Genomic DNA, 19639 nt, shown 5'->3' with positions numbered 1-19639 from the left:
GGGCCGGCGGACTCGGCGGGAACGGCGGCCCGCCGGCGGGCGTCCCCTCCAGTCCGGGTGTCCCAGCGCGGCAGCTCCTGGCCGCCTGTGCGCCCGCGGATGTTCCGATAGCTGCCGCCGATCAGGGATCGAACTTCGACCTTTTGCGTCTATCGAGCCGGATTGCTGCTGCGCAACAAGGCCTTAACAACTGTGACGGACATCGCGCGAGGGTCACTTTGTGACGTTCAGAGTCTCAAAACCTGAGACGAAACAAAGGTTAGTGGATAACTCTTGAATAAGACTCTGAAGTTCGCTGCAAGCCATTGATGCGACAGGTGAAATTTGTCCCGGAAAGTTGTTGACAACCCTGTGCACCCTGCTAATGTGGACATCCGAGGGAAATCCTGGGTTTTAGTGGGATTTCGAGGCCAGCCGCTCAGCCGGGCGGATGAACTGAGGTGACCCGTCCGGTAGAGACGGGAGCCGCAAAGGTGCGCAATGTTCCAAGGCGAAACCGCCATCACGATCGACGACAAGGGCCGGCTGGCGGTGCCCACCGCCTACCGTGATCTCGTCGCGCGCGAGTGCGGCAACCGCCTGGTCATCACCTACAACCCGTTCGAGTCCGGCTCCCTCTATCTGTATCCGCTGTCGATCTGGGAACGCGTCCGCGACCAGGTCAACAAGCTGCCCAAGGTCAAGCAGGTCAACCGCAACATGCAGCTCAAGCTGGTCGGAGCGGCGGCCTTCGTCGAACTCGACAGCAACGGCCGCATCACCGTGCCCCCGAGCCACCGTTCCGCGGTCGGCATCGACAAGAAAGCCGTGTTGCTGGGCATGGGCGACAAATTCGAGCTGTGGAGCGAGCAAGCGCATCACGCCCAGATCCGTCAGACGATTACCGACGACGATCTGAGCGACGAGCTGCTCGATTTGCAGCTATGACGGGGGGTGGCATGGAACGCACGCACGCGCGGTCCGGCCACCTTCCCGTGATGTATCGGCAGGTGCTCGAAGGCCTGCGGGTGCACGGGAACGGAGCCTATCTCGACGGGACGTTCGGCCGCGGCGGGCATGCCCGCGGCGTGCTCGACCAATTGGACGCCGGAGGCCGGCTGCTGGTGATGGACAAGGACCCGGAAGCGATCGCCGTGGCCGAACGCGAGTTCGGCGGCGATGCGCGCGTGTCCATCTATCGCGGCAGCTTCGCCGAGCTGGGTCGCTGGGACGCGACCGCCGCCGGCCTCGACGGCGTGCTGTTCGACCTGGGCGTGTCCTCGCCGCAGCTCGACGTCGCCGAGCGCGGCTTCAGCTTCGGCAAGGACGGCCCGCTGGACATGCGCATGGACCCCGACAGCGGCCAGAGCGCGGCGCAGTGGCTGGCGACCGCGGCCGAGAAAGAGATCGCCGACGTGCTGTGGACCTACGGCGAAGAGCGCCAGAGCCGCAAGATCGCCCGCGCCATCGTCGCCCGCCGCGACGCCCAGCCGCTGCTGCGCACCGCGCAACTGGCCGACCTGATCGCCTCGGTGATGCCGCGCGGCGACCAGAAGATCCACCCGGCCACGCGCAGCTTCCAGGCGATCCGCATCTTCATCAATCGCGAACTGGCCGATCTGGAAACCGGGCTCGACGCCGCGCTGGCGCGGCTCAAGCCGGGCGGCCGGCTGGCGGTGATCAGCTTCCACTCGTTGGAAGACCGCATCGTCAAGCAGTTCATCGCCCGCCATTCCAAGGCGCCGCCGGCCAACCGCCGGATGCCGGTGGAGCTGGCGTTCACCCCGACCCTGCTCGCCATCGATGGCGCGCAGAAGGCCGACGAGGCCGAGACCGCGGCCAACCCGCGCGCGCGCAGCGCGGTGTTGCGGGTGGCCGAGAAGCTGGGATTCGGGATTCGAGATTCGGGATTGGCTGAGCCGGGATCGGAGATTCGGGGTTCGGGATTGGGTAAGGCGAAGGCCGCGCCCGGCGCCGACTTCAGCGCATCGCCGCTCGTACGAATCCCCAATCCCCAATCCCCAATCCCCGCGTCTCCGCCAGGAGGCGCGCCATGATGCGCCTCCTGCTCGCCTTGCTGATCGTCGCCAACGTGGTCTCGGCGTTGCTGGTGGTGTTCGCCCGTCACGAGCATCGGCAGCTGTTCGTTCAGCTCAACAAGCTGCAGCGCGAGCGCGATGAACTCAATATCGAGTTCGGCCGGCTGCAGTTGGAGCAGGCGACCTGGGCGGAGAGCAATCGCATCGACCAAGTCGCGCGCGAGCGCATCGGGATGAAGTTTCCCGAGGGCGCCGAAACCGTGGTGATCCGTCCATGACCGGCCGCAACTCCCATCGTCCCCGCCGCAGCGGCCCGCTCGACCGGGTGCTCGGCGAGCGCGCCGGCCGCGGCGGGGTGAAGCGGCTGGCCGAATCGCTGCGCGAGCGCATCGCGCAGATGCGCGAAGAGCGCGGCCGCGGCGGCGCCAAGCCGCGCAGCCGCACGGCCCAGTTCAACCTGCGCAATCGCCTGATCCTGGTCGGCGGCACGCTCGGCCTGTGCGCGGTGGCGCTGGTGGTGCGCGCGCTGGACCTGCAGGTGATCAGCAACGATTTCTATCGCCAGCAGGGCGACGCGCGCTCGCTGCGCGAAATCCCGATCCCGACCTCGCGCGGCATGATCACCGACCGCAACGGCGAGCCGCTGGCGGTGTCGACGCCGGTCGAGTCGATCTGGGGCAATCCCAAGGAGCTGGCCAAGAACCCGGCGCGCCTGCCGGAGTTGGCCAAGGCGCTGGGCGTGACGCCGGACGAGCTGACCCGCAAGCTGGCCCAGCGCGCCGGCAAGGAATTCATGTACCTCAAGCGCCGGATCAATCCGGACGAGGCGCGCAAGATCCTCGCCCACAAGATTCCGGGGGTGTTCTCGCAGCGCGAGTTCCGCCGCTTCTACCCGCAGGGCGAAGCGATGGCGCATGTGCTGGGCTACACCAACATCGACGACCGCGGCCAGGAAGGCCTGGAACTGGCGTTCGATCACGAGCTGCGCGGCAAGCCCGGCACCAAGCGGGTGATCCGCGACGGCGCCGGCCGCATCGTCGAGAACGTCGACCTGGTGCGCAGCGCCGAGCCGGGCAAGGACATCACCCTGACGCTGGACCGCCGCATCCAGTACCTGACCTATCGCGAGCTGCGCCGCGCGCTGACCGACACCGGTGCGTCCAGCGCCTCGGCGGTGGTGCTGGACATCGAGACCGGCGAAGTGCTGGCGATGGCCAATCTGCCCACCTACAACCCGAACCTGCCGGGCGCGGGCAACCGCGATACCCATCGCAACCGCGCCATCACCGACGTGGTCGAGCCGGGTTCGACGATGAAGCCGATCACCGTCGCCGCCGCGCTCGCCGCCGGCACGGTCAAGCCCACGACCCTGGTCAACACCTCGCCGGGCTGGATGCCGAACGGCCGCTACCGCATCACCGACACCCACAACAACGGCGTGCTGACCGTCACCGGGGTGATCACCAAGAGCTCCAACATCGGCGCGGCCAAGCTCGCCTTGCCGCTGCCGAACGACTACTACTACAAGTTCATCCACAACTTCGGCTACGGCAGCAAGCCGGGCAGCGGCTTCCCGGGCGAGTCTTCGGGCCTGCTCGCGCCGCCGTCGCGCTGGAGCGGCACCACCAAGGCGACCATGTCCTACGGCTACGGTCTGTCGGCGACGCCGTTGCAGATCGCCATGGCCTACGCGGCGATGGCCAACGGCGGCCAGCTGATCCAGCCGACCTTCGTCAAGGGCCAGCGCAACGAGCCGCGCCAGGTGCTCGAGCCGGCCGTGGCCGGCGAGATCATGCGCATGATGCAGACCGTGACCGAGCCGGGCGGCACCGCCAAGCAGGCGGCGATCCTGGGCTATCACGTCGCCGGCAAGACCGGCACCACGCGCAAGTTCAGCGCCACCGGCGGCTACTCGCGCAAGTACGTGTCGCTGTTCGCCGGCGTCGTGCCGGTGGAGAAGCCGCGCTTCTCGATGGTGGTGGTGGTCAGCGAGCCCGATCCGACCAAGCGCGGCTACTACGGCGGCTCGGTGTCCGGGCCGGTGTTCCGCAACGTCATGGACGGCGCGCTGCGGCTGATGGACGTGGCGCCGGACGACATCGAAACCTGGCTGGCGGTACAGGCCGCGGCCGAGGCCAAGCGGGCAAAACAAAACGGCGGCAAGCCGGCCGGTCCGGTGTTGCCGGCGGCGACCGCCGCCGCGCCGCCGCCGATCGCGGCCGGTGCGCTGGCCCAGGGAGGCGCGCGATGAACCGCAGCCTGCCCCTGGCCGAACTGCTGCCCGACATCGCCGGCATCCCCGGCGATCTGCGCATCACCGGGCTGGTGATGGACAGCCGCGCGGTGCGTCCGGGCAACGCCTTCGTCGCCATCGCCGGCTTCGGCGCGCATGGGCTCGGCTTCGTCGAGCAGGCGCGCGCCAACGGCGCGAGCGCGATCCTGTTCGAGCCGCCGGCGCCCGCCGAGTTGCCGGCGCCGGCCGACGCCATCGCCGTACCCGGCCTGCGCGCGCGCCTGGGCGAGATGGGCGACCGTTTCCACGGCCGCGCCACCGCGGCGATGCGGGTGGTCGGCGTGACCGGCACCAACGGCAAGACCTCGACCGTGCAGTTGATCGCTCAGGCCTGGCACTTGCGCGGCATCGCCTGCGGCACCGTCGGTACCCTCGGCGCCGGCCTGTACGGCCGGATCGTGCCGACCGGCTTCACCACTCCGCTGGTGCTGCAGTTGCACGAACTGCTGGCCGACATGCACGAGGCCGGCGCGCAGGCGATCGCGATGGAAGTCAGCTCGCACGCGCTCGACCAGGGGCGCGTCGCCGGCGTGCATTTCGACGTCGGCGTGTTCACCAACCTCACCCGCGACCATCTGGATTACCACGGCGACATGGCCAGCTACGGCGCGGCCAAGGCGCGCTTGTTCGCGTGGCCGGGGCTGAAGGCGGCGGCGATCAATCTCGACGACGAGTTCGGCCGCGAACTGATCACGTCGCTGCCCAAGGGCGTGCGCGCGCTCGGGCTGAGCTCGCGCGGCCGCGCCGGCGCGGCGCTGCGCGCGGAGCGGCTGAACTTCGACAGCCGCGGCATCGGCTTCGACCTGATCGTCGACGGCCAGAGCCACGCGGTGGCTTCGCCGCTGCTCGGCCGTTTCAACGTCGACAATCTGCTCGCGGTGGCCGGCGCGTTGTACGCATTGGACGAGACCCCGGCGCAGATCGCCGCGACCTTGTCGCAGCTGCAGCCGATCCACGGCCGCATGAACCGGCTCGGCGGCGACGGCGCCTTGCCGCTGGTGGTGATCGACTACGCACACACCCCGGACGCGCTGGAGCAGGCCCTGGCCTCGCTGCGCGCCCATGCCAATGCGCGGCTGATCTGCGTGTTCGGCTGCGGCGGCGACCGCGACCGCGGCAAGCGCCCGCAGATGGCGGCGATCGCCGAGCACGGCGCCGACCTGGTGGTGGTCACCGACGACAACCCGCGCGGCGAAGACGGCGACGCGATCGTCGCCGATATCGTCGCCGGCCTGCGCGACCCGCAGCGTGCGATCGTGCAGCGCGACCGTCGCGCCGCGATCGAGCATGCCATCGGCGAGGCCGGTCCCGACGACATCGTGCTGGTGGCCGGCAAGGGCCACGAGCCTTATCAGGAAATCCACGGCGTGCGCCATCCCTTCGACGACACCCAAGTCGCCCGGGCGGCGTTGGAGGCCAAGGCATGAAGCGCCTGCGGCTGAGCGAAATCGCGCGCATGACCGGCGGCCGCCTGGTCGGCGACGATGTCGTAGTCGACGCGGTCGTCACCGACACCCGCGCCTTGCCGGCGTCGGGTGCGGCGCTGTTCGTCGCGCTCAAGGGCGAACGTTTCGACGGCCACGATCATCTGTCCAAGCTGGCCGGCAGCGCCGCGGTCGCGGCGCTGGTGTCGCGCGAGACCGGCGCGGCCCTGCCGCAGGTGTTGGTCGTCGACACCGAGCGCGCCCTGGCCGCGTTCGCGGCCGCGGTGCAGGCCCAGCGCGCCGGCAACATCGTGGTCGCGATCACCGGCAGCAACGGCAAGACCAGCGTCAAGACCCTGACCCAGTCGATCCTCGAGCGCGCCGGCCGCACCTACGCGACCCCGGGCAACCGCAACAACGAGATCGGCCTGCCGCTGGCGGTGCTGGACGCGCCGGAAGACGCGCGTTATTCGGTCTACGAGATGGGCGCCGGCAAGCCGGGCGACATCGCCTACCTGGTGAATATCGCCCAGCCGCGGGTCTCGCTGGTCAACAACATCGCTCCCGCGCATCTGGAGCGCATGGGCAGCCTGCTGGGGATCGCCGACACCAAGGCGGCGATCTACGACGCGTTGCCGGCCGACGGCTTCGCCGCGATCAACGCCGACGACGCGTTCGCGCCTTATTTCGAACAGCGTGCGGCGGGCCGCCGCGTGGTCCGCTTCGGCCTGGACGCCAGCGCCGAAATCACCGCGCGCGACGTGCGGCTCGGTACCGAAGGTTCCAGCTTCGTGCTCGTCACCCCGATGGGCGAGGCGCCGATCGCGCTGAAGCTGGTCGGCCGCCACAACGTGCGCAACGCCCTGGCCGCCGCATCGCTGGCGTTCGGCGCCGGCGTGCCGCTGGCGCAGATCGCCGAGGGCCTCAACGCCGCCCAGCCGGTCGACGGCCGCCTGATCACCCATCGCCTGGACAACGGCGCGGTGCTAATCGACGACAGCTACAACGCCAACCCGGGTTCGACCGCCGCGGCGATCGACACGCTGGCCGAGATGGGCGGGCAGAACTGGCTGGTGCTCGGCGCGATGCGCGAGATCGGCCATGAAGAGGTCGCCATGCACGCGGAGATCGGCCGCCGCGCCAAGGCCGCCGGCCTGCGCCGGCTGTACGCGCTGGGGCCGTTGCCGGCCGCCGCGGCGGAAGCCTTCGGCGAAGGCGCGCAGGTGTTCGACAGCCACGACGCGCTGGCCGCGGCGCTGGCCGCCGAGCTCGGCGACGGCGTGCGGGTGTTGGTGAAAGGCTCGCACAGCAGTGCGATGGACAAGATCGTGACGGCGTTGCTGTCCGCACAGAAGCCCAAGCAAGGGGAGGGCACGACGCATGTTGCTTGAACTGACTCGATGGCTGGAACAGCTGCAAAGCCTGTTCGGCCTGTTTAGCTACCTGACCTTCCGCGGCATCCTCAGCGCGCTGACCGCGCTGGCGCTGTCGCTGTGGTGGGGCCCGGCGGTGATCCGCAAGCTCGGCCAGCTCAAGGGCGGCCAGCCGATCCGCAAGGACGGCCCGCAGTCGCATTTCTCCAAGGCCGGCACGCCGACCATGGGCGGCGCGCTGATCCTGTTCACGGTGATGGCCTCGGTGCTGCTGTGGGGCGACCTGCGCAATAAGTACGTGTGGATCGTGCTGCTGGTGATGCTGGCGTTCGGCGCGATCGGCTGGTACGACGACTGGATCAAGATCGTCAAGCGCGATCCCAACGGCCTGAAGTCGCGCTGGAAGTATCTGCTGCAGTCGATCTTCGGCCTGGCCGCCGGTCTGTACCTGTGGCTGTACGCCGACGTGCCGGCGGCGACGACCTTCTACGTGCCGCTGTTCAAGTCGGTGGCGTTGCCGCTGGCCGGCATCGGCTTCGTCGCCATCGCCTACTTCTGGATCGTCGGCTTCTCCAACGCGGTCAACCTGACCGACGGCCTGGACGGCCTGGCGATCATGCCGACCGTGCTGGTCGCTTGCGCCCTGGGCATCTTCGCCTATGCCTCCGGCCACGCCGAATTCTCCAAGTACCTGCAGATTCCGGCGGTGCCGGGCGCGGGCGAACTGGTGATCATCTGTGCGGCGATCGCCGGCGCGGGCCTGGGGTTCCTCTGGTTCAACACCTATCCGGCGATGGTGTTCATGGGCGATATCGGCGCGCTGGCGCTGGGCGCGGTGCTCGGCACCATCGCCATCATCGTCCGCCAGGAACTGGTGCTGGTGATCATGGGCGGCATCTTCGTCATCGAAACCCTGTCGGTGATGATCCAGGTCGCCTCGTTCAAGCTGACCGGCAAGCGCGTGTTCCGCATGGCGCCGATCCATCACCACTTCGAACTCAAGGGCTGGCCGGAGCCGCGCGTGATCGTGCGCTTCTGGATCATCTCGGTGGTGCTGGTCCTGGTCGGCCTGGCCACGCTCAAGGTGCGCTGATGGAAAACGCCGCACGCCAGGCAACGCGACTGGACGCCATCCACGGGCGCTACGACCCGTGGCTGATGGCCGTGTCCGTCGTGCTGGCCTGCGTCGGCGTGATCATGGTCGGCTCGGCCTCGCTCGGCGTGGCCTCGACCCACGAGGTCGAACCGTTGTACTTCCTCAACCGCCACCTGGTGTTCCTCGGCGTCGGCCTGGTGCTGGGCGTGTGGCTGATGCGCACCGAGCTGAAGACCATCGAACGCCACAACCAGTGGCTGTTGCTGGTCTGCGTGGTGCTGTTGTTGCTGGTGTTCGTGCCGGTGATCGGCCGTCAGGTGAACGGCGCCAAGCGCTGGATCAACGTCGGCCCGGTCGGTTTCCAGGCGGTGGAGGCGGTGAAGCTGCTCTACATCGTCTGGCTGGCGAGCTACCTCAAGCGCTTCAGCGAAGACATCTCGGCCACCTGGGGCGCGATGCTCAAGCCGATCGGCGTGGCCGCGGTGTTGGTGGGCCTGCTGCTGATGCAGCCGGACTTCGGCTCCTCCTCGCTGCTGCTGGCGATCACCGCCGGCATGCTGGTGCTGGGCGGGGTCAACATGCCGCGCATGTTCGGTCCGGTGCTGGTCGGCCTGCCGGTGCTGGCGATCATCGCCATCGCCGAGCCGTACCGAGTGACCCGCCTGACCTCGTTCCTCAATCCGTGGGTCGACCCGTTCGGCACCGGCTATCAGCTGACCAATGCGCTGATGGCGGTCGGTCGCGGCGAATGGACCGGAGTCGGCCTGGGCGCGTCGGTGCAGAAGCTGTCCTATCTGCCGGAAGCGCACACCGACTTCATCATGGCGGTGATCGCCGAAGAGTTCGGCTTCGTCGGCGTATGCGCGGTGGTCGGTCTGTACACCGTGCTGACCGGCCGCGCGCTGTGGATCGGTCTGAAGTGCGTGGAGATGCGGCGCCATTTCTCCGGTTACGTCGCCTTCGGCATCGCCCTGTGGATGGGCTTGCAGAGCTTCGTTTCGATCGGGGTGAACCTGGGCCTGCTGCCGACCAAGGGATTGACCTTGCCGATGATTTCTTCCGGCGGCTCCAGCGTGCTGATGAGCTGCGCCGCGCTCGGCGTGCTGCTGCGGGTGTCCTACGAACTCGATCGAGCCCAGCGCCAGGTCGCGCGCTTGCGCGGCGAAGCGGCGCAGGCGCCGGCCGTGCCGGCCAGCGCCGCGCCGGCGGCGGTCAGCCGCGGCACCAGCCGCCTGCAACAGCGGGTCGAACCCTCGCTCGGGAGGTCGGCATGAACGACCGCCCGGTCATGATTCTCGCCGGCGGCACCGGCGGCCACATCTTCCCCGGCCTGGCCGTGGCCAAGGCGCTGCGCGTGCGCGGCGTGCCGGTGACCTGGCTCGGCGCCGACGGCGGCATGGAAACCCGGCTGGTGCCGCAGCACGGCATCGACATCGACACCATCGCGATCAGCGCCGTGCGCGGCAAGGGGCTGGCGACGCTGCTGCGCGCGCCCTCGCGCCTGGCCGCCTCGGTGCTGGCGGCGCGCGCGGTGCTGCGCCTGCGCCAGCCGCGCGCGGTGATCAGCTTCGGCGGCTACGCGGCCGGTCCCGGCGGCCTGGCCGCGCGCCTGGCCGGGCTGCCGCTGATCGTGCACGAACAGAACCGCGCTCCGGGCATGACCAACCGGGTGCTGTCGCGTCTGGCGCAGCGCGTGTTGACCGGTTTCCCGGATACGTTCTCCGGCGGCCGCGAAGAAGTGGTCGGCAACCCGGTGCGCAGCGAGATCGCGTCCATCGCCGCGCCGGCGCAACGCCTGGCCGACCGCAGCGGTCCGCTGCGCCTGCTGGTGCTCGGCGGCAGCCAGGGCGCGCGCGCGCTCAATCGCGCCGTGCCCGCAGCGATCGCCGGCCTGCGCGGGCGCGTGCCCTGCGAAGTGCGGCATCAGTGCGGCGAGAAGCTGCTGGCCGACGCGCAGGAGGCCTATGCCAAGGCCGGCGTGATCGCCTCGCTGGAGCCGTTCATCGCCGACATGGCCGCCGCCTATGCCTGGGCCGACCTGGTCGTGTGCCGCTCCGGCGCGCTGACCCTGGCCGAACTGTGCGCGGCCGGCGTCGGCAGCGTATTGGTGCCGTTCCCGCAGGCGGTCGACGACCACCAGACCAAGAACGCGCGCTACCTGGTCGACCGCGGCGCCGCGCAGCTGTTGCCGCAGAGCGGCGACGACCTCGGCGCGCGCCTGTCGGCGACCATCGAAATCCTGGCCGAACGCGGCGTGCTGCTGCAGATGGCCGAGGCCGCCCACCACATCGCCAGGCCCGATGCGGCGGAGCGGGTGGCCGATGCGGTGTTGGAGGTGGCGCCGTGAGCCTCGCCGCCGGGATTCGGGATTGGGGATTCGGGATTCGCAAAAGCGGGTTCCGCGCGCTGCGGCGCGATTCGTACCGCCGCTCTGGCATCACTGGAGCGGTGTCCTTCACCCATCGATGCGATCCTCTCTTGATTTTGCCAATCCCGAATTCCCAATCCCGAATCCCGGAGTCAACCCGATGAGCACCGCCCTCCGCCGCCGCCTGCAACACACCGGCGACCTGGCCAAGGCGTTTCCGCGCGTGCATTTCGTCGGCATCGGCGGCACCGGCATGAGCGGCATCGCCGAAGTCATGTGCACGCTGGGTTATCAGGTGTCGGGTTCGGACATGGCCGACAACGCGGTGACCCGCCGGTTGGCGGCGATGGGCGCGAACGTGCATCGCGGCCATGCCGCGGCCAACGTGCTCGGCGCCGACTGCGTAGTGGTGTCCAGCGCGATCAAGCGCGACAACCCCGAACTGATGGAAGCGCGCGCGCAGCGCATTCCGGTGGTGCCGCGCGCGGAGATGCTGGCCGAGCTGATGCGCTTCCGCCGCGGCATCGCGGTGGCCGGCACCCACGGCAAGACCACCACCACCTCGCTGACCGCCAGCGTGCTAGCCGAGGGCGGGATCGACCCGACCTTCGTGATCGGCGGCAAATTGCTCGCCGCCGGCGCCAACGCCGGTCTCGGCGGCGGCCAATGGCTGGTCGCCGAAGCCGACGAGAGCGACGGCAGCTTCCTGCGCCTGAATCCGCAGATCGCCATCGTCACCAACATCGACGCCGATCACCTGGAGAACTACGGCGGCGACTTCGCCAAGGTCCAGGCGGCGTTCGAGGAATTCCTGCACCGGCTGCCTTTCTACGGCCTGGCGGTGCTGTGCATCGACGATGCCAACGTCGCCCGGCTCGCCGCCGAGACCCCGCGTCATGTCATGACCTACGGTTTCAGCGAAGAAGCCGACGTGCGCGCCGAGGACGTCAGCCAGCAGGGCGGAGCGATGCGTTTCACTCTGTGCCTGCCCGACGCCAGCCGCACCGCGGTGACCCTGGCCCTGCCGGGCCGGCACAACGTGCTCAACGCGTTGGCCGCCGCCTCGGTGGCCTGGCAGCTCGGCGTGACCAGCGACGCGATCGCGCGCGCGCTGGAGAAGTTCGCCGGCATCGGCCGCCGCTTCAATCTGTTGGCCCAGCTCCAGACCGAGAAGGGCGCGACCGTGCAGCTGGTCGACGACTACGGCCATCACCCCAAGGAGTTGGAGGCGGTGTTCGCCGCGGCGCGCGGCGGCTGGCCGGACAAGCGCCTGGTGGTCGCGTTCCAGCCGCACCGTTACAGCCGCACCCGCGACCTGTTCGACGACTTCGCCGCGGTGCTGTCCTCGGTCGACGCGTTGGTGTTGACCGAGGTCTACCCGGCCGGCGAGGCGCCGATCGCCGGTGCCGACGCCAAGTCGCTGGCGCGCGCGATCCGCGCCCGCGGGCGCATCGACCCGGTGGTGGTCGGCGGCGCCGCGGATCTGGCCGGCGTGCTGCCGGACGTTTTGAACGACGGCGACCTGCTGTTGCTGATGGGCGCCGGCGACATCGGCGCCGCTGCGCAACAACTGGCGTCCAATGGCTTCCAGGGAGAACCGAAGTGAGTCTGCAGTTCGCACCGCTGCGCGTGACCGACCCGGCCGTGTTCGGCCGCGTCGCCGTGCTCATGGGCGGCACCAGCGCCGAGCGCGAAGTGTCGCTGGATTCCGGCCGCGGCGTGCTCGAAGCGCTGCGCTCGCGCGGGGTCGACGCGTTCGCGGTCGACGGCATTCCGGCGCTGATCGAGGCGATCCGCGGCGACGGCGTCGACCGGGTGTTCAACATCCTGCACGGCAACAAAGGCGGCGGCGAAGACGGCGTGCTGCAAGGCGTGCTGGAAGCCTTGGGCGTGCCGTATACCGGTTCGGACGTGCTCGGTTCGGCGCTGGCGATGGACAAGATCCGCACTAAGCAAGTGTGGATGGGCGCCGGCCTGCCGACCCCGCGCTACAAGCGCATCGCCAAGGGCGACGACGTCCACGCCGCAGCCCGCGAGATCGGCCTGCCGGTGATCATCAAGCCGTCTTGCGAGGGTTCCAGCGTCGGCGTGTCGCGCGTGCTCAAGGACGCCGACATCGATGAGGCGGTCGCGCTGGCCGCGCGCTATCCCGGCGAGATGCTGATGGAGCAGATGGTGATCGGCGACGAGCTGACCGTGGCCGTGCTGATCAACGGCGACGGCTACACCGCGCTGCCGTCGATCCGGATCGTGCCCAAGGGCGAGTGGTACGACTACCACGCCAAGTACATCGCCGAGGACACCCAATACCTGTGCCCGGGCCTGGACGGCGCGGCCGAGGACGAAATCCGCCGCTTGGCGATGGAGGCCTTCGTCGCCGCCGGCTGCAAGGGCTGGGGCCGGGTCGACGTGATGCGCGACCGCAATAGCGGCCAGCTGTATCTGATCGAGGTCAACACCGCGCCGGGCATGACCAGCCACTCGCTGGTGCCGAAGGCGGCGCGCCAGGTCGGGATCGAGTACGACGAGCTGTGCTGGCGCGTGCTCGAGGCGACCGTGCAAGGAGGTGCCGCGGCGTGAACGCCATGCTCCGCCTCGTCGGTTGGTTGCTTGCGCTGACCCTGGTCGCGCTGCCGGTCGTCGCCGTACTCAACGGCTGGATCGGCGCGAACCAGTGGCCGCTCAAGCGGCTGCGCGTGACCGGCGAGTTCGAGCGGGTGGATGCGACGCAACTGCGCAAGACCCTGCTGCCGTACGCGCAGCGCGGGTTCTTCGCGGTCGACCTGCCGGCGGCACAGGACGCGGTGGCCAAGCTGCCGTGGGTCGAGCGCGCCGAAGTGCGCAAGCGCTGGCCCGACGTGCTGGAAGTCAGCGTGGTCGAGCACAAGCCGTTCGCGCGCTGGGGCGAGGATCGCCTGCTGTCCGAGCACGGCCGTTTGTTCCCGGTCGCCGGCATCCAGGTGCCGGACGGCCTGCCGCAGTTCTCCGGGCCGGACGCGCGGGTCGCCGACGTGGTCGCGCTGTACAACGAGTCGCGCGAACTGTTCGCGCCGGTCGGGATGGACGTGCGCCGGGTCGAGGTCGATCAGCGCGGCAGTTGGACCCTGGCCCTGGGCAACGGAGCCCAGATCGTGGTCGGGCGCAACGAGGCGCGCGCGCGGCTGAGCCGCTTCGTGCGCCTGCTGCCGCAGCTGCTGACCCAGCGCGCGCAGGTGTTGGCGCGCGCCGATCTTCGCTACACCAACGGTTTTTCGCTGTCGTGGGCGCCGGTGCAGGCGGCCGCGGCGGCACCGCAACAGCAGCAAGGACAGTCATGAATCGCAAAGGCGACAAGTCGCTGATCGTGGGCCTCGACATCGGCACCTCCAAGGTGGTGGCGCTGGTCGGCGAGTATTCCCCCGGCAACCCGATCGAAGTGATCGGCATCGGCTCGCACGAATCGCGCGGGCTCAAGCGCGGCGTGGTCGTCGACATCGAATCGACCGTGCAGTCGATCCAGCGCGCGATCGAGGAGGCCGAGCTGATGGCCGGCTGCGAGATCCGCTCGGTCTACGCCTCGATCTCCGGCAACCACATCCAGTGCCGCAACTCGCAGGGCATCGCCCCGATCCGCGACGGCGAAGTCACCTACGGCGACCTGGATCGGGTGCTGGAAGCGGCCAAGGCCGTGGCGATTCCGGCCGACCAGAAGATCCTGCATGCGATCCCGCGCGACTACGTGCTCGACGACTCGCAGGAAGGCATCCGCAACCCGGTCGGCATGACCGGCGTGCGCCTGGAGGTGCACGCGCACCTGGTGGTGTGCGCGCAGTCGGCCGCGGCCAACATCAGCAAGTGCGTGCAGCGCTGCGGCCTGCAGGTCGACGACCTGATCCTGGGCGTGCTGGCGTCCAGCAACGCGGTGCTGACCAGCGACGAGCGCGAGCTCGGCGTGGTGCTGGTCGACATCGGCGCCGGCACCACCGACATCTCGGTGTTCGTGCAGGGCGCGATCGCGCACAGCGCCAGCCTGCCGATCGCCGGCGACAAGGTCACCGAGGACATCGCCCACATGCTGCGCACGCCGACCCCGGAAGCGGAGCAGATCAAGGTGCGCTACGCCTGTGCGCTGGCGCAGATGGCCACCGCCGAGGAGTCGATCCAGGTGCCCAGCGTCGGCGACCGCCCGCCGCGGCGCATGCCGCGCCACTCGTTGGCGCAGGCGGTGCAGGCGCGCTACGAGGAAATCTTCGAAATGATCCAGGCCGAGCTGCGCCGCTCGGGCTTCGAGCATCACGTCCGCGCCGGCATGGTCCTGACCGGCGGCGCGGCCAAGATGGAAGGCGTGGTCGAACTGGCCGAGGAAATGCTGCAGATGCCGGTGCGGGTGGGCATTCCCCAGCACGTCACCGGCCTGGGCGAAGTGGTCGGCAACCCGGTCCACGCCACCGGCGTCGGCCTGCTGCTGATGGGCAGCCAGATCGAGAACCCGCGCCGTCCGGTGATCTCCACCGGTCGCGCCGGCAGTTTCTTCAACCGGATCAAGAATTGGTATCGCGGCGAGTTCTGAGCGCCGGGATTCGGGATTAGGGATTCGGGATTGGTTTGGAGCAAGGGCAAGGCAGGACAAAGCGGAACAGGGGCGGCGGACGTGACGAGACGTCAGCCGTAGCGGTTCAACCTGAAGTGGAAAACCGAGACGAGGCGGCGGGGCAGGGCGCGAATCCCGACTCCCCAATCCCGAATCCCGGCATGAGGCAAGGAAGTCGCAGCGAAGTCGTAAGTCGTTTTAGCTGTTCAACATAAAAACCATAAACGCCGGAAAGGTGATGTCGGATCGGATCGCGCTGTGCGAATCCCGACTCCCCAATCCCGAATTCCGGCTCACAGAGGACGAGGACATGGCACATTTCGAACTGGTTGAAAAAATGGCCCCGAACGCGGTCATCAAGGTGGTCGGCGTGGGCGGCGGCGGCGGCAACGCCGTGGCGCACATGGTCAGCGGCAACGTCGACGGCGTGGAATTCATCACCGCCAACACCGACGCGCAGGCGATCAAGAACTGCGGCGCCAAGCTGCAGCTGCAGCTGGGCAGCAACGTCACCAAGGGCCTGGGCGCGGGCGCCAATCCGGAGGTCGGCCGTCAGGCCGCGCTGGAAGACCGCGAACGCATCATGGACGCGCTGACCGGCGCCGACATGGTGTTCATCACCGCCGGCATGGGCGGCGGCACCGGTACCGGCGCCGCGCCGGTGGTGGCGCAGTTGGCCAAGGAGATGGGCATCCTGACCGTCGCCGTGGTCACCAAGCCGTTCCCGTTCGAGGGCCGCCGCCGCATGCAGGTGGCGCTCAAGGGCATCGAGGAGCTGTCGCACCACTGCGACTCGCTGATCACGATCCCGAACGAGAAGCTGATCACCGTGCTCGGCCGCAACGCGACCATGATCCAGGCCTTCCGCGCCGCCAACGACGTGCTGCTCGGCGCGGTCCAGGGCATCGCCGACCTGATCGTGCGCCCGGGCCTGATCAACGTCGACTTCGCCGACGTGCGCACCGTGATGAGCGAGATGGGTCTGGCGATGATGGGCACCGGCGCCGCGCGCGGCGACGATCGCGCCCAGGCGGCGGCCGAAGCGGCGATCCAGAATCCGCTGCTGGACGACGTCAACCTGGCCGGCGCCAACGGCATCCTGGTCAACATCACCGCCGGCCCGGACTTCACCATGGCCGAGTTCGACGAAGTCGGCCGCACGATCGAGAACTTCGCCTCCGAAGACGCGACCGTGGTCATCGGCACCGTGCTCGACCCGGACATGCAGGACGAGGTCAAGGTCACCGTGGTCGCCACCGGCCTCAACCGCGTCGCCGCCAAGCAGTCGGTGCGCGGCCACGGCCACAACCACGGCTACGAGCGCGAAGCGCAGCGCGCGCCGATCCAGCTGGTGCGCAACGCCACCACCGGCCAGGCCGAGTTCGGCATGGACGATGTCGGCCATGCGCCGATGCCGAGCTTCGGCGGCAGCCTGCGCGGCAGCGCCCGCCAGGAGCCGACCGGTCCGGCGGTGGCCGACTTCGGCAGCGACAACAGCTACCTGGACATCCCGGCGTTCCTGCGCCGGCAGGCGGACTGAAAGCCGGGCGTCGGCGGATAGGCAGGCGTTGGGACGCGGACCCGTTTCGCGGGCTGCGCCTGCCAGCCGCCGGTTTCTGCTCCGACACACCCCGGCCGGACTCGTCCCCGGCCCTAGGGCACCTTGCCCCGACGCTCAGGCGCCGGGGCTTTTGGACCGGTCGGCCCGCCCAGGGCGGGCCGACCGGTCAGTTTGTCCGCCGCTGTTGACAAGGGCAGGACAGTGTGTCTTTTTCGTTCAGGTTCAGGGACCCGCGTGCTAATCTTGCGCGGTTTCGTGACGCCCCCATCTGGTTCGTCGCCCTTTCGGGCCGTCGCGCCCCCGCCGGGCGTCGGCTGCCCCTCATCGCGGAAGTCCCCACGACCATGCTGCGCCAACGTACCCTCAAGAACGTGATCCGCGCCACCGGCGTGGGCCTGCACAGCGGCGAGAAAGTGTTTCTCACCCTGCGTCCGGCCCCGGTGGACACCGGCATCGTGTTCCGCCGCGTCGACCTCGACCCTGCGGTCGAGATGCCGGCGCGCGCCGACTTGGTCACCGAGACCACGCTGTGCACCGGCCTGACCTACGGCACCGGCAAGGTCATGACCGTCGAGCACCTGCTTTCGGCGATGGCCGGGTTGGGCATCGACAACTGCTGCATCGAGCTGTCCGCACCGGAAGTACCGATCATGGACGGCTCGGCCGGCCCGTTCGTGTTCCTGCTGCAGTCCGCCGGCATCGCCGAGCAGGACGCGCCCAAGCGTTTCATCCGCATCAAGCATGCGGTCGAGGTCCGCGACGGCGACAAGATCGCCCGTTTCGAGCCTTTCGAGGGCTTTCGCCTCGGTTTCACTGTGGTGTTCGATCACCCGGCGATCCCGGCCTCGCAGTCGCGCGCCGAAGTCGAGTTCTCGACCGAGAACTACATCCGTGAGGTCAGCCGCGCCCGCACGTTCGGCTTCATGCGCGATCTGGAGTACATGCGCGAGCGCAACCTCGGCCTGGGCGGTTCGATGGACAACGCCATCGTGCTCGACGAGTTCCGCGTGCTCAACGACGACGGCCTGCGCTACGCCGACGAGTTCGTGCGCCACAAGATCCTCGATGCGGTCGGCGACCTGTACCTGGCCGGCCATGCCATCGTCGGCGCCTACGAGGGCTACAAGTCCGGCCACGCCCTCAACAACAAGCTGGTCCGCGCCCTGCTGGCCGAACGCTCGGCCTGGGATCTGGTCAGCTACACCGGCTCGGAACCGACCCCGGTCGCCTACGGCGCGCCCGAACCGGCCTTCGCCTGAGTCTCTCTCTGCCGCCGGCCCCGCCTCGGGGCTGCGACGCGCGTCGCGCCCGCGATTCGATCGCGGGCCGAAAAAGTCAGGAACGTTAACCCGATCACAGTCGTGAACGGTACGTGACGGCTTAACTAATTTCTAACGAAACTTTTCCGGAATGCTTCCTTCCCTTTAACATTCCTGTGGATTGGGGTCAGTAGGATGCCCCGACCCGGCATTCGGAACCCCCGCCGGCCGCGCCGGTACGCGGCCCGTCCGAATGTCAGCCGGCATCGCTGGAACCCGACGGATCGGGCTTCTTCAGCGAGGCCAGCGCGGCCTGCAACGCTTTCTGCGTCGTGGCCGACATGGGTTTGGCCTTCCGCACCGGCGCTGCCGCCGGCGGCGGGATCGTCGTCTTGACGACGAATTCGGCCACCTCCAGTCCGATGGATCGGGCTGCGTCGAGCAGTTCCGGAGCCGCGAGCCGCAGTTTGGCGCGCCACACCGGAGCATCGACGACGTATACGAGCCTGCTGCGTTCGACGTTGGCCAGCCGCGCATGCGCGGCGAGCGAAGGCGGCAGGTAGGGGCGTAACCGACGGTCCAGTTCGTCGAGCCACAGCGCTCGGCGGATCGGGTTGCCGGCCGGGTCTTCGAGCAGCGCATCCAAAGCGATGCGGGCGTTCGAAGGACCGCGGGTCGGCCGCTTGGGCTTGGAATCAGACATCGGACACATGACCTATCAATCCATCGTAGACAACACGCGAGCCCGGCTGGGCGATTGGTTCCAGCACGCCGGCCGCCTCGGCGCCCGCCGACCGGCGCTCGCCATGGCCCTGCTGCTCGGCACCGGTCTGAGCATCGGCGCCGGCGCCGGCATCGCCGACAACCGCATGCTACGCGCGCAATTGTCGCAGCAGCAGGCGGAAATCGCGGCCACCCGCCGCGACGCGCAACGCGAGATCAACGCCCTGGCCGCGCGCATGGGCGAACTGCAGGCCGAGGCCAATCGCCTCAACGCGCTCGGCGAGCGCCTGACCCGCATCGGTCAGCTGCAGGACGGCGAATTCGACTTCGAGAAGCCGGTCGGCGTCGGCGGCGCCGGTCCGGTGCGCGACATGGCCAAGCCCGAGCTCGATGCCGGCATGGACCTGTTGCAGCAGCAGTTCAAGGCCTCCGGCGAACAGCTGTCGGTGCTGGAGTCGCTGCTGTTCAATCGCCAGCTGGACATGAACGCCGTGCCTTCGCGCGCGCCGATCGCCAACAGCTACATCACCTCCGGCTTCGGCGGCCGCGCCGACCCGTTCAACGGCGGCGCCGCGTTCCACAAGGGCATCGACTTCGAAGCCGACGTCGGCGATCCGGTGCTGGCCGTGGCCGACGGCGTGATCAGCTACTCCGGCGTGCGCTCGGGCTACGGCAACGTGGTCGAGATCGATCACGGCAACGGCTACACGACCCGCTACGCGCACAACTCGCGCCTGCTGCTCAAGGTCGGCGAGCTGGTCCGCGCCGGCCAGGAAGTGGCCAAGGCCGGTTCCAGCGGCCGCTCCACCGGCGCCCACGTGCACTTCGAAGTGTGGGAGAACGGCCGGGTGGTGAACCCGAAGCAGTTCCTCAGCCAGCAGTCCCCGCTTCAGGCCACGCTGAAGATTAAGGGGTGAGGCAAGGGCGTTAGCGAGCCACTGGCTCCCGCCCCTT

At 69.0% G+C, this 19639-nt stretch carries 17 protein-coding genes; 16 read left to right on the top strand and 1 reads right to left on the bottom strand.

Features of this window, described 5'->3' with window-relative positions; genetic code table 11:
- The first annotated feature begins 480 nt into the window (after window positions 1–480).
- The 15 genes from mraZ (at window position 481) to lpxC (ending at window position 17962) form a co-directional block, all read left to right on the top strand.
- Window positions 481–927 (top strand): division/cell wall cluster transcriptional repressor MraZ, encoded by a 447-nt coding sequence (mraZ, locus tag TX83_RS15305; RefSeq protein ID WP_064748834.1) that lies wholly within the window; start codon window positions 481–483, stop codon window positions 925–927.
- Between the two features lie 11 nt (window positions 928–938).
- The gene (gene rsmH / locus TX83_RS15300; RefSeq protein WP_087960739.1) at window positions 939–2036 is read left to right on the top strand and encodes a 16S rRNA (cytosine(1402)-N(4))-methyltransferase RsmH; all 1098 of its coding nucleotides are present in this window, start codon (window positions 939–941) and stop codon (window positions 2034–2036) included.
- The gene (ftsL, locus tag TX83_RS15295) at window positions 2033–2296 is read left to right on the top strand and encodes a cell division protein FtsL (protein WP_031371593.1); all 264 of its coding nucleotides are present in this window, start codon (window positions 2033–2035) and stop codon (window positions 2294–2296) included. Before rsmH ends, ftsL begins: the two co-directional genes overlap by 4 nt.
- 119 nt (window positions 2297–2415) lie before the next feature.
- Window positions 2416–4269, top strand: coding sequence for a peptidoglycan D,D-transpeptidase FtsI family protein (locus TX83_RS15290; RefSeq protein WP_075575193.1), 1854 nt, complete (start codon window positions 2416–2418; stop codon window positions 4267–4269).
- Complete coding sequence (locus tag TX83_RS15285) at window positions 4266–5738, top strand: UDP-N-acetylmuramoyl-L-alanyl-D-glutamate--2,6-diaminopimelate ligase (RefSeq protein ID WP_064748828.1); 1473 nt, start codon at window positions 4266–4268, stop codon at window positions 5736–5738. The genes TX83_RS15290 and TX83_RS15285 overlap by 4 nt, the downstream gene beginning before the upstream one ends.
- Window positions 5735–7126 carry a UDP-N-acetylmuramoyl-tripeptide--D-alanyl-D-alanine ligase gene (locus tag TX83_RS15280; RefSeq protein WP_064748826.1) on the top strand — a complete coding sequence of 464 codons (1392 nt, stop codon included), beginning with the start codon at window positions 5735–5737 and terminating at the stop codon, window positions 7124–7126. Before TX83_RS15285 ends, TX83_RS15280 begins: the two co-directional genes overlap by 4 nt.
- The gene (mraY, locus tag TX83_RS15275; protein ID WP_064748825.1) at window positions 7116–8201 is read left to right on the top strand and encodes a phospho-N-acetylmuramoyl-pentapeptide-transferase; all 1086 of its coding nucleotides are present in this window, start codon (window positions 7116–7118) and stop codon (window positions 8199–8201) included. The genes TX83_RS15280 and mraY overlap by 11 nt, the downstream gene beginning before the upstream one ends.
- Window positions 8201–9478, top strand: a complete 1278-nt coding sequence (gene ftsW / locus TX83_RS15270) for a putative lipid II flippase FtsW (RefSeq protein WP_064748823.1) — start codon at window positions 8201–8203, stop codon at window positions 9476–9478. The genes mraY and ftsW overlap by 1 nt, the downstream gene beginning before the upstream one ends.
- On the top strand, window positions 9475–10551 hold the full coding sequence (gene murG, locus TX83_RS15265; RefSeq protein ID WP_064748822.1) for an undecaprenyldiphospho-muramoylpentapeptide beta-N-acetylglucosaminyltransferase: 1077 nt from the start codon (window positions 9475–9477) through the stop codon (window positions 10549–10551). The genes ftsW and murG overlap by 4 nt, the downstream gene beginning before the upstream one ends.
- Window positions 10552–10732: 181 nt before the next feature.
- Window positions 10733–12178 (top strand): UDP-N-acetylmuramate--L-alanine ligase, encoded by a 1446-nt coding sequence (gene murC / locus TX83_RS15260; RefSeq protein WP_064748821.1) that lies wholly within the window; start codon window positions 10733–10735, stop codon window positions 12176–12178.
- Window positions 12175–13152 (top strand): D-alanine--D-alanine ligase, encoded by a 978-nt coding sequence (locus tag TX83_RS15255; protein WP_064748820.1) that lies wholly within the window; start codon window positions 12175–12177, stop codon window positions 13150–13152. Before murC ends, TX83_RS15255 begins: the two co-directional genes overlap by 4 nt.
- Entirely contained in the window at window positions 13149–13889 is a 741-nt protein-coding gene (locus tag TX83_RS15250; RefSeq protein WP_075575192.1) for a cell division protein FtsQ/DivIB, read from the top strand. Before TX83_RS15255 ends, TX83_RS15250 begins: the two co-directional genes overlap by 4 nt.
- Entirely contained in the window at window positions 13886–15121 is a 1236-nt protein-coding gene (ftsA, locus tag TX83_RS15245; protein WP_064748818.1) for a cell division protein FtsA, read from the top strand. Before TX83_RS15250 ends, ftsA begins: the two co-directional genes overlap by 4 nt.
- Window positions 15122–15452: 331 nt before the next feature.
- On the top strand, window positions 15453–16682 hold the full coding sequence (gene ftsZ / locus TX83_RS15240; RefSeq protein ID WP_064748817.1) for a cell division protein FtsZ: 1230 nt from the start codon (window positions 15453–15455) through the stop codon (window positions 16680–16682).
- Window positions 16683–17047: 365 nt separating this feature from the next.
- Window positions 17048–17962 (top strand): UDP-3-O-acyl-N-acetylglucosamine deacetylase, encoded by a 915-nt coding sequence (gene lpxC, locus TX83_RS15235; protein ID WP_064748816.1) that lies wholly within the window; start codon window positions 17048–17050, stop codon window positions 17960–17962.
- A 256-nt stretch (window positions 17963–18218) separates the two neighbouring features.
- Here the strand turns inward: lpxC and TX83_RS15230 are convergent, their stop codons facing one another.
- Window positions 18219–18665 carry a DUF721 domain-containing protein gene (locus TX83_RS15230; protein WP_064748815.1) on the bottom strand — a complete coding sequence of 149 codons (447 nt, stop codon included), beginning with the start codon at window positions 18663–18665 and terminating at the stop codon, window positions 18219–18221.
- A 7-nt stretch (window positions 18666–18672) separates the two neighbouring features.
- On the opposite strand from TX83_RS15230, the gene TX83_RS15225 reads away from it, so the two are divergent.
- The gene (locus TX83_RS15225) at window positions 18673–19602 is read left to right on the top strand and encodes a M23 family metallopeptidase (RefSeq protein WP_064748814.1); all 930 of its coding nucleotides are present in this window, start codon (window positions 18673–18675) and stop codon (window positions 19600–19602) included.
- Window positions 19603–19639 lie beyond the last annotated feature (37 nt).

This window comes from Lysobacter antibioticus HS124, assembly GCF_000336385.2.
Lineage (GTDB): Bacteria > Pseudomonadota > Gammaproteobacteria > Xanthomonadales > Xanthomonadaceae > Lysobacter > Lysobacter firmicutimachus.
Note: the sequence above shows the minus strand (reverse complement) of the source record. Positions and strands in the feature narration are given on the sequence as shown.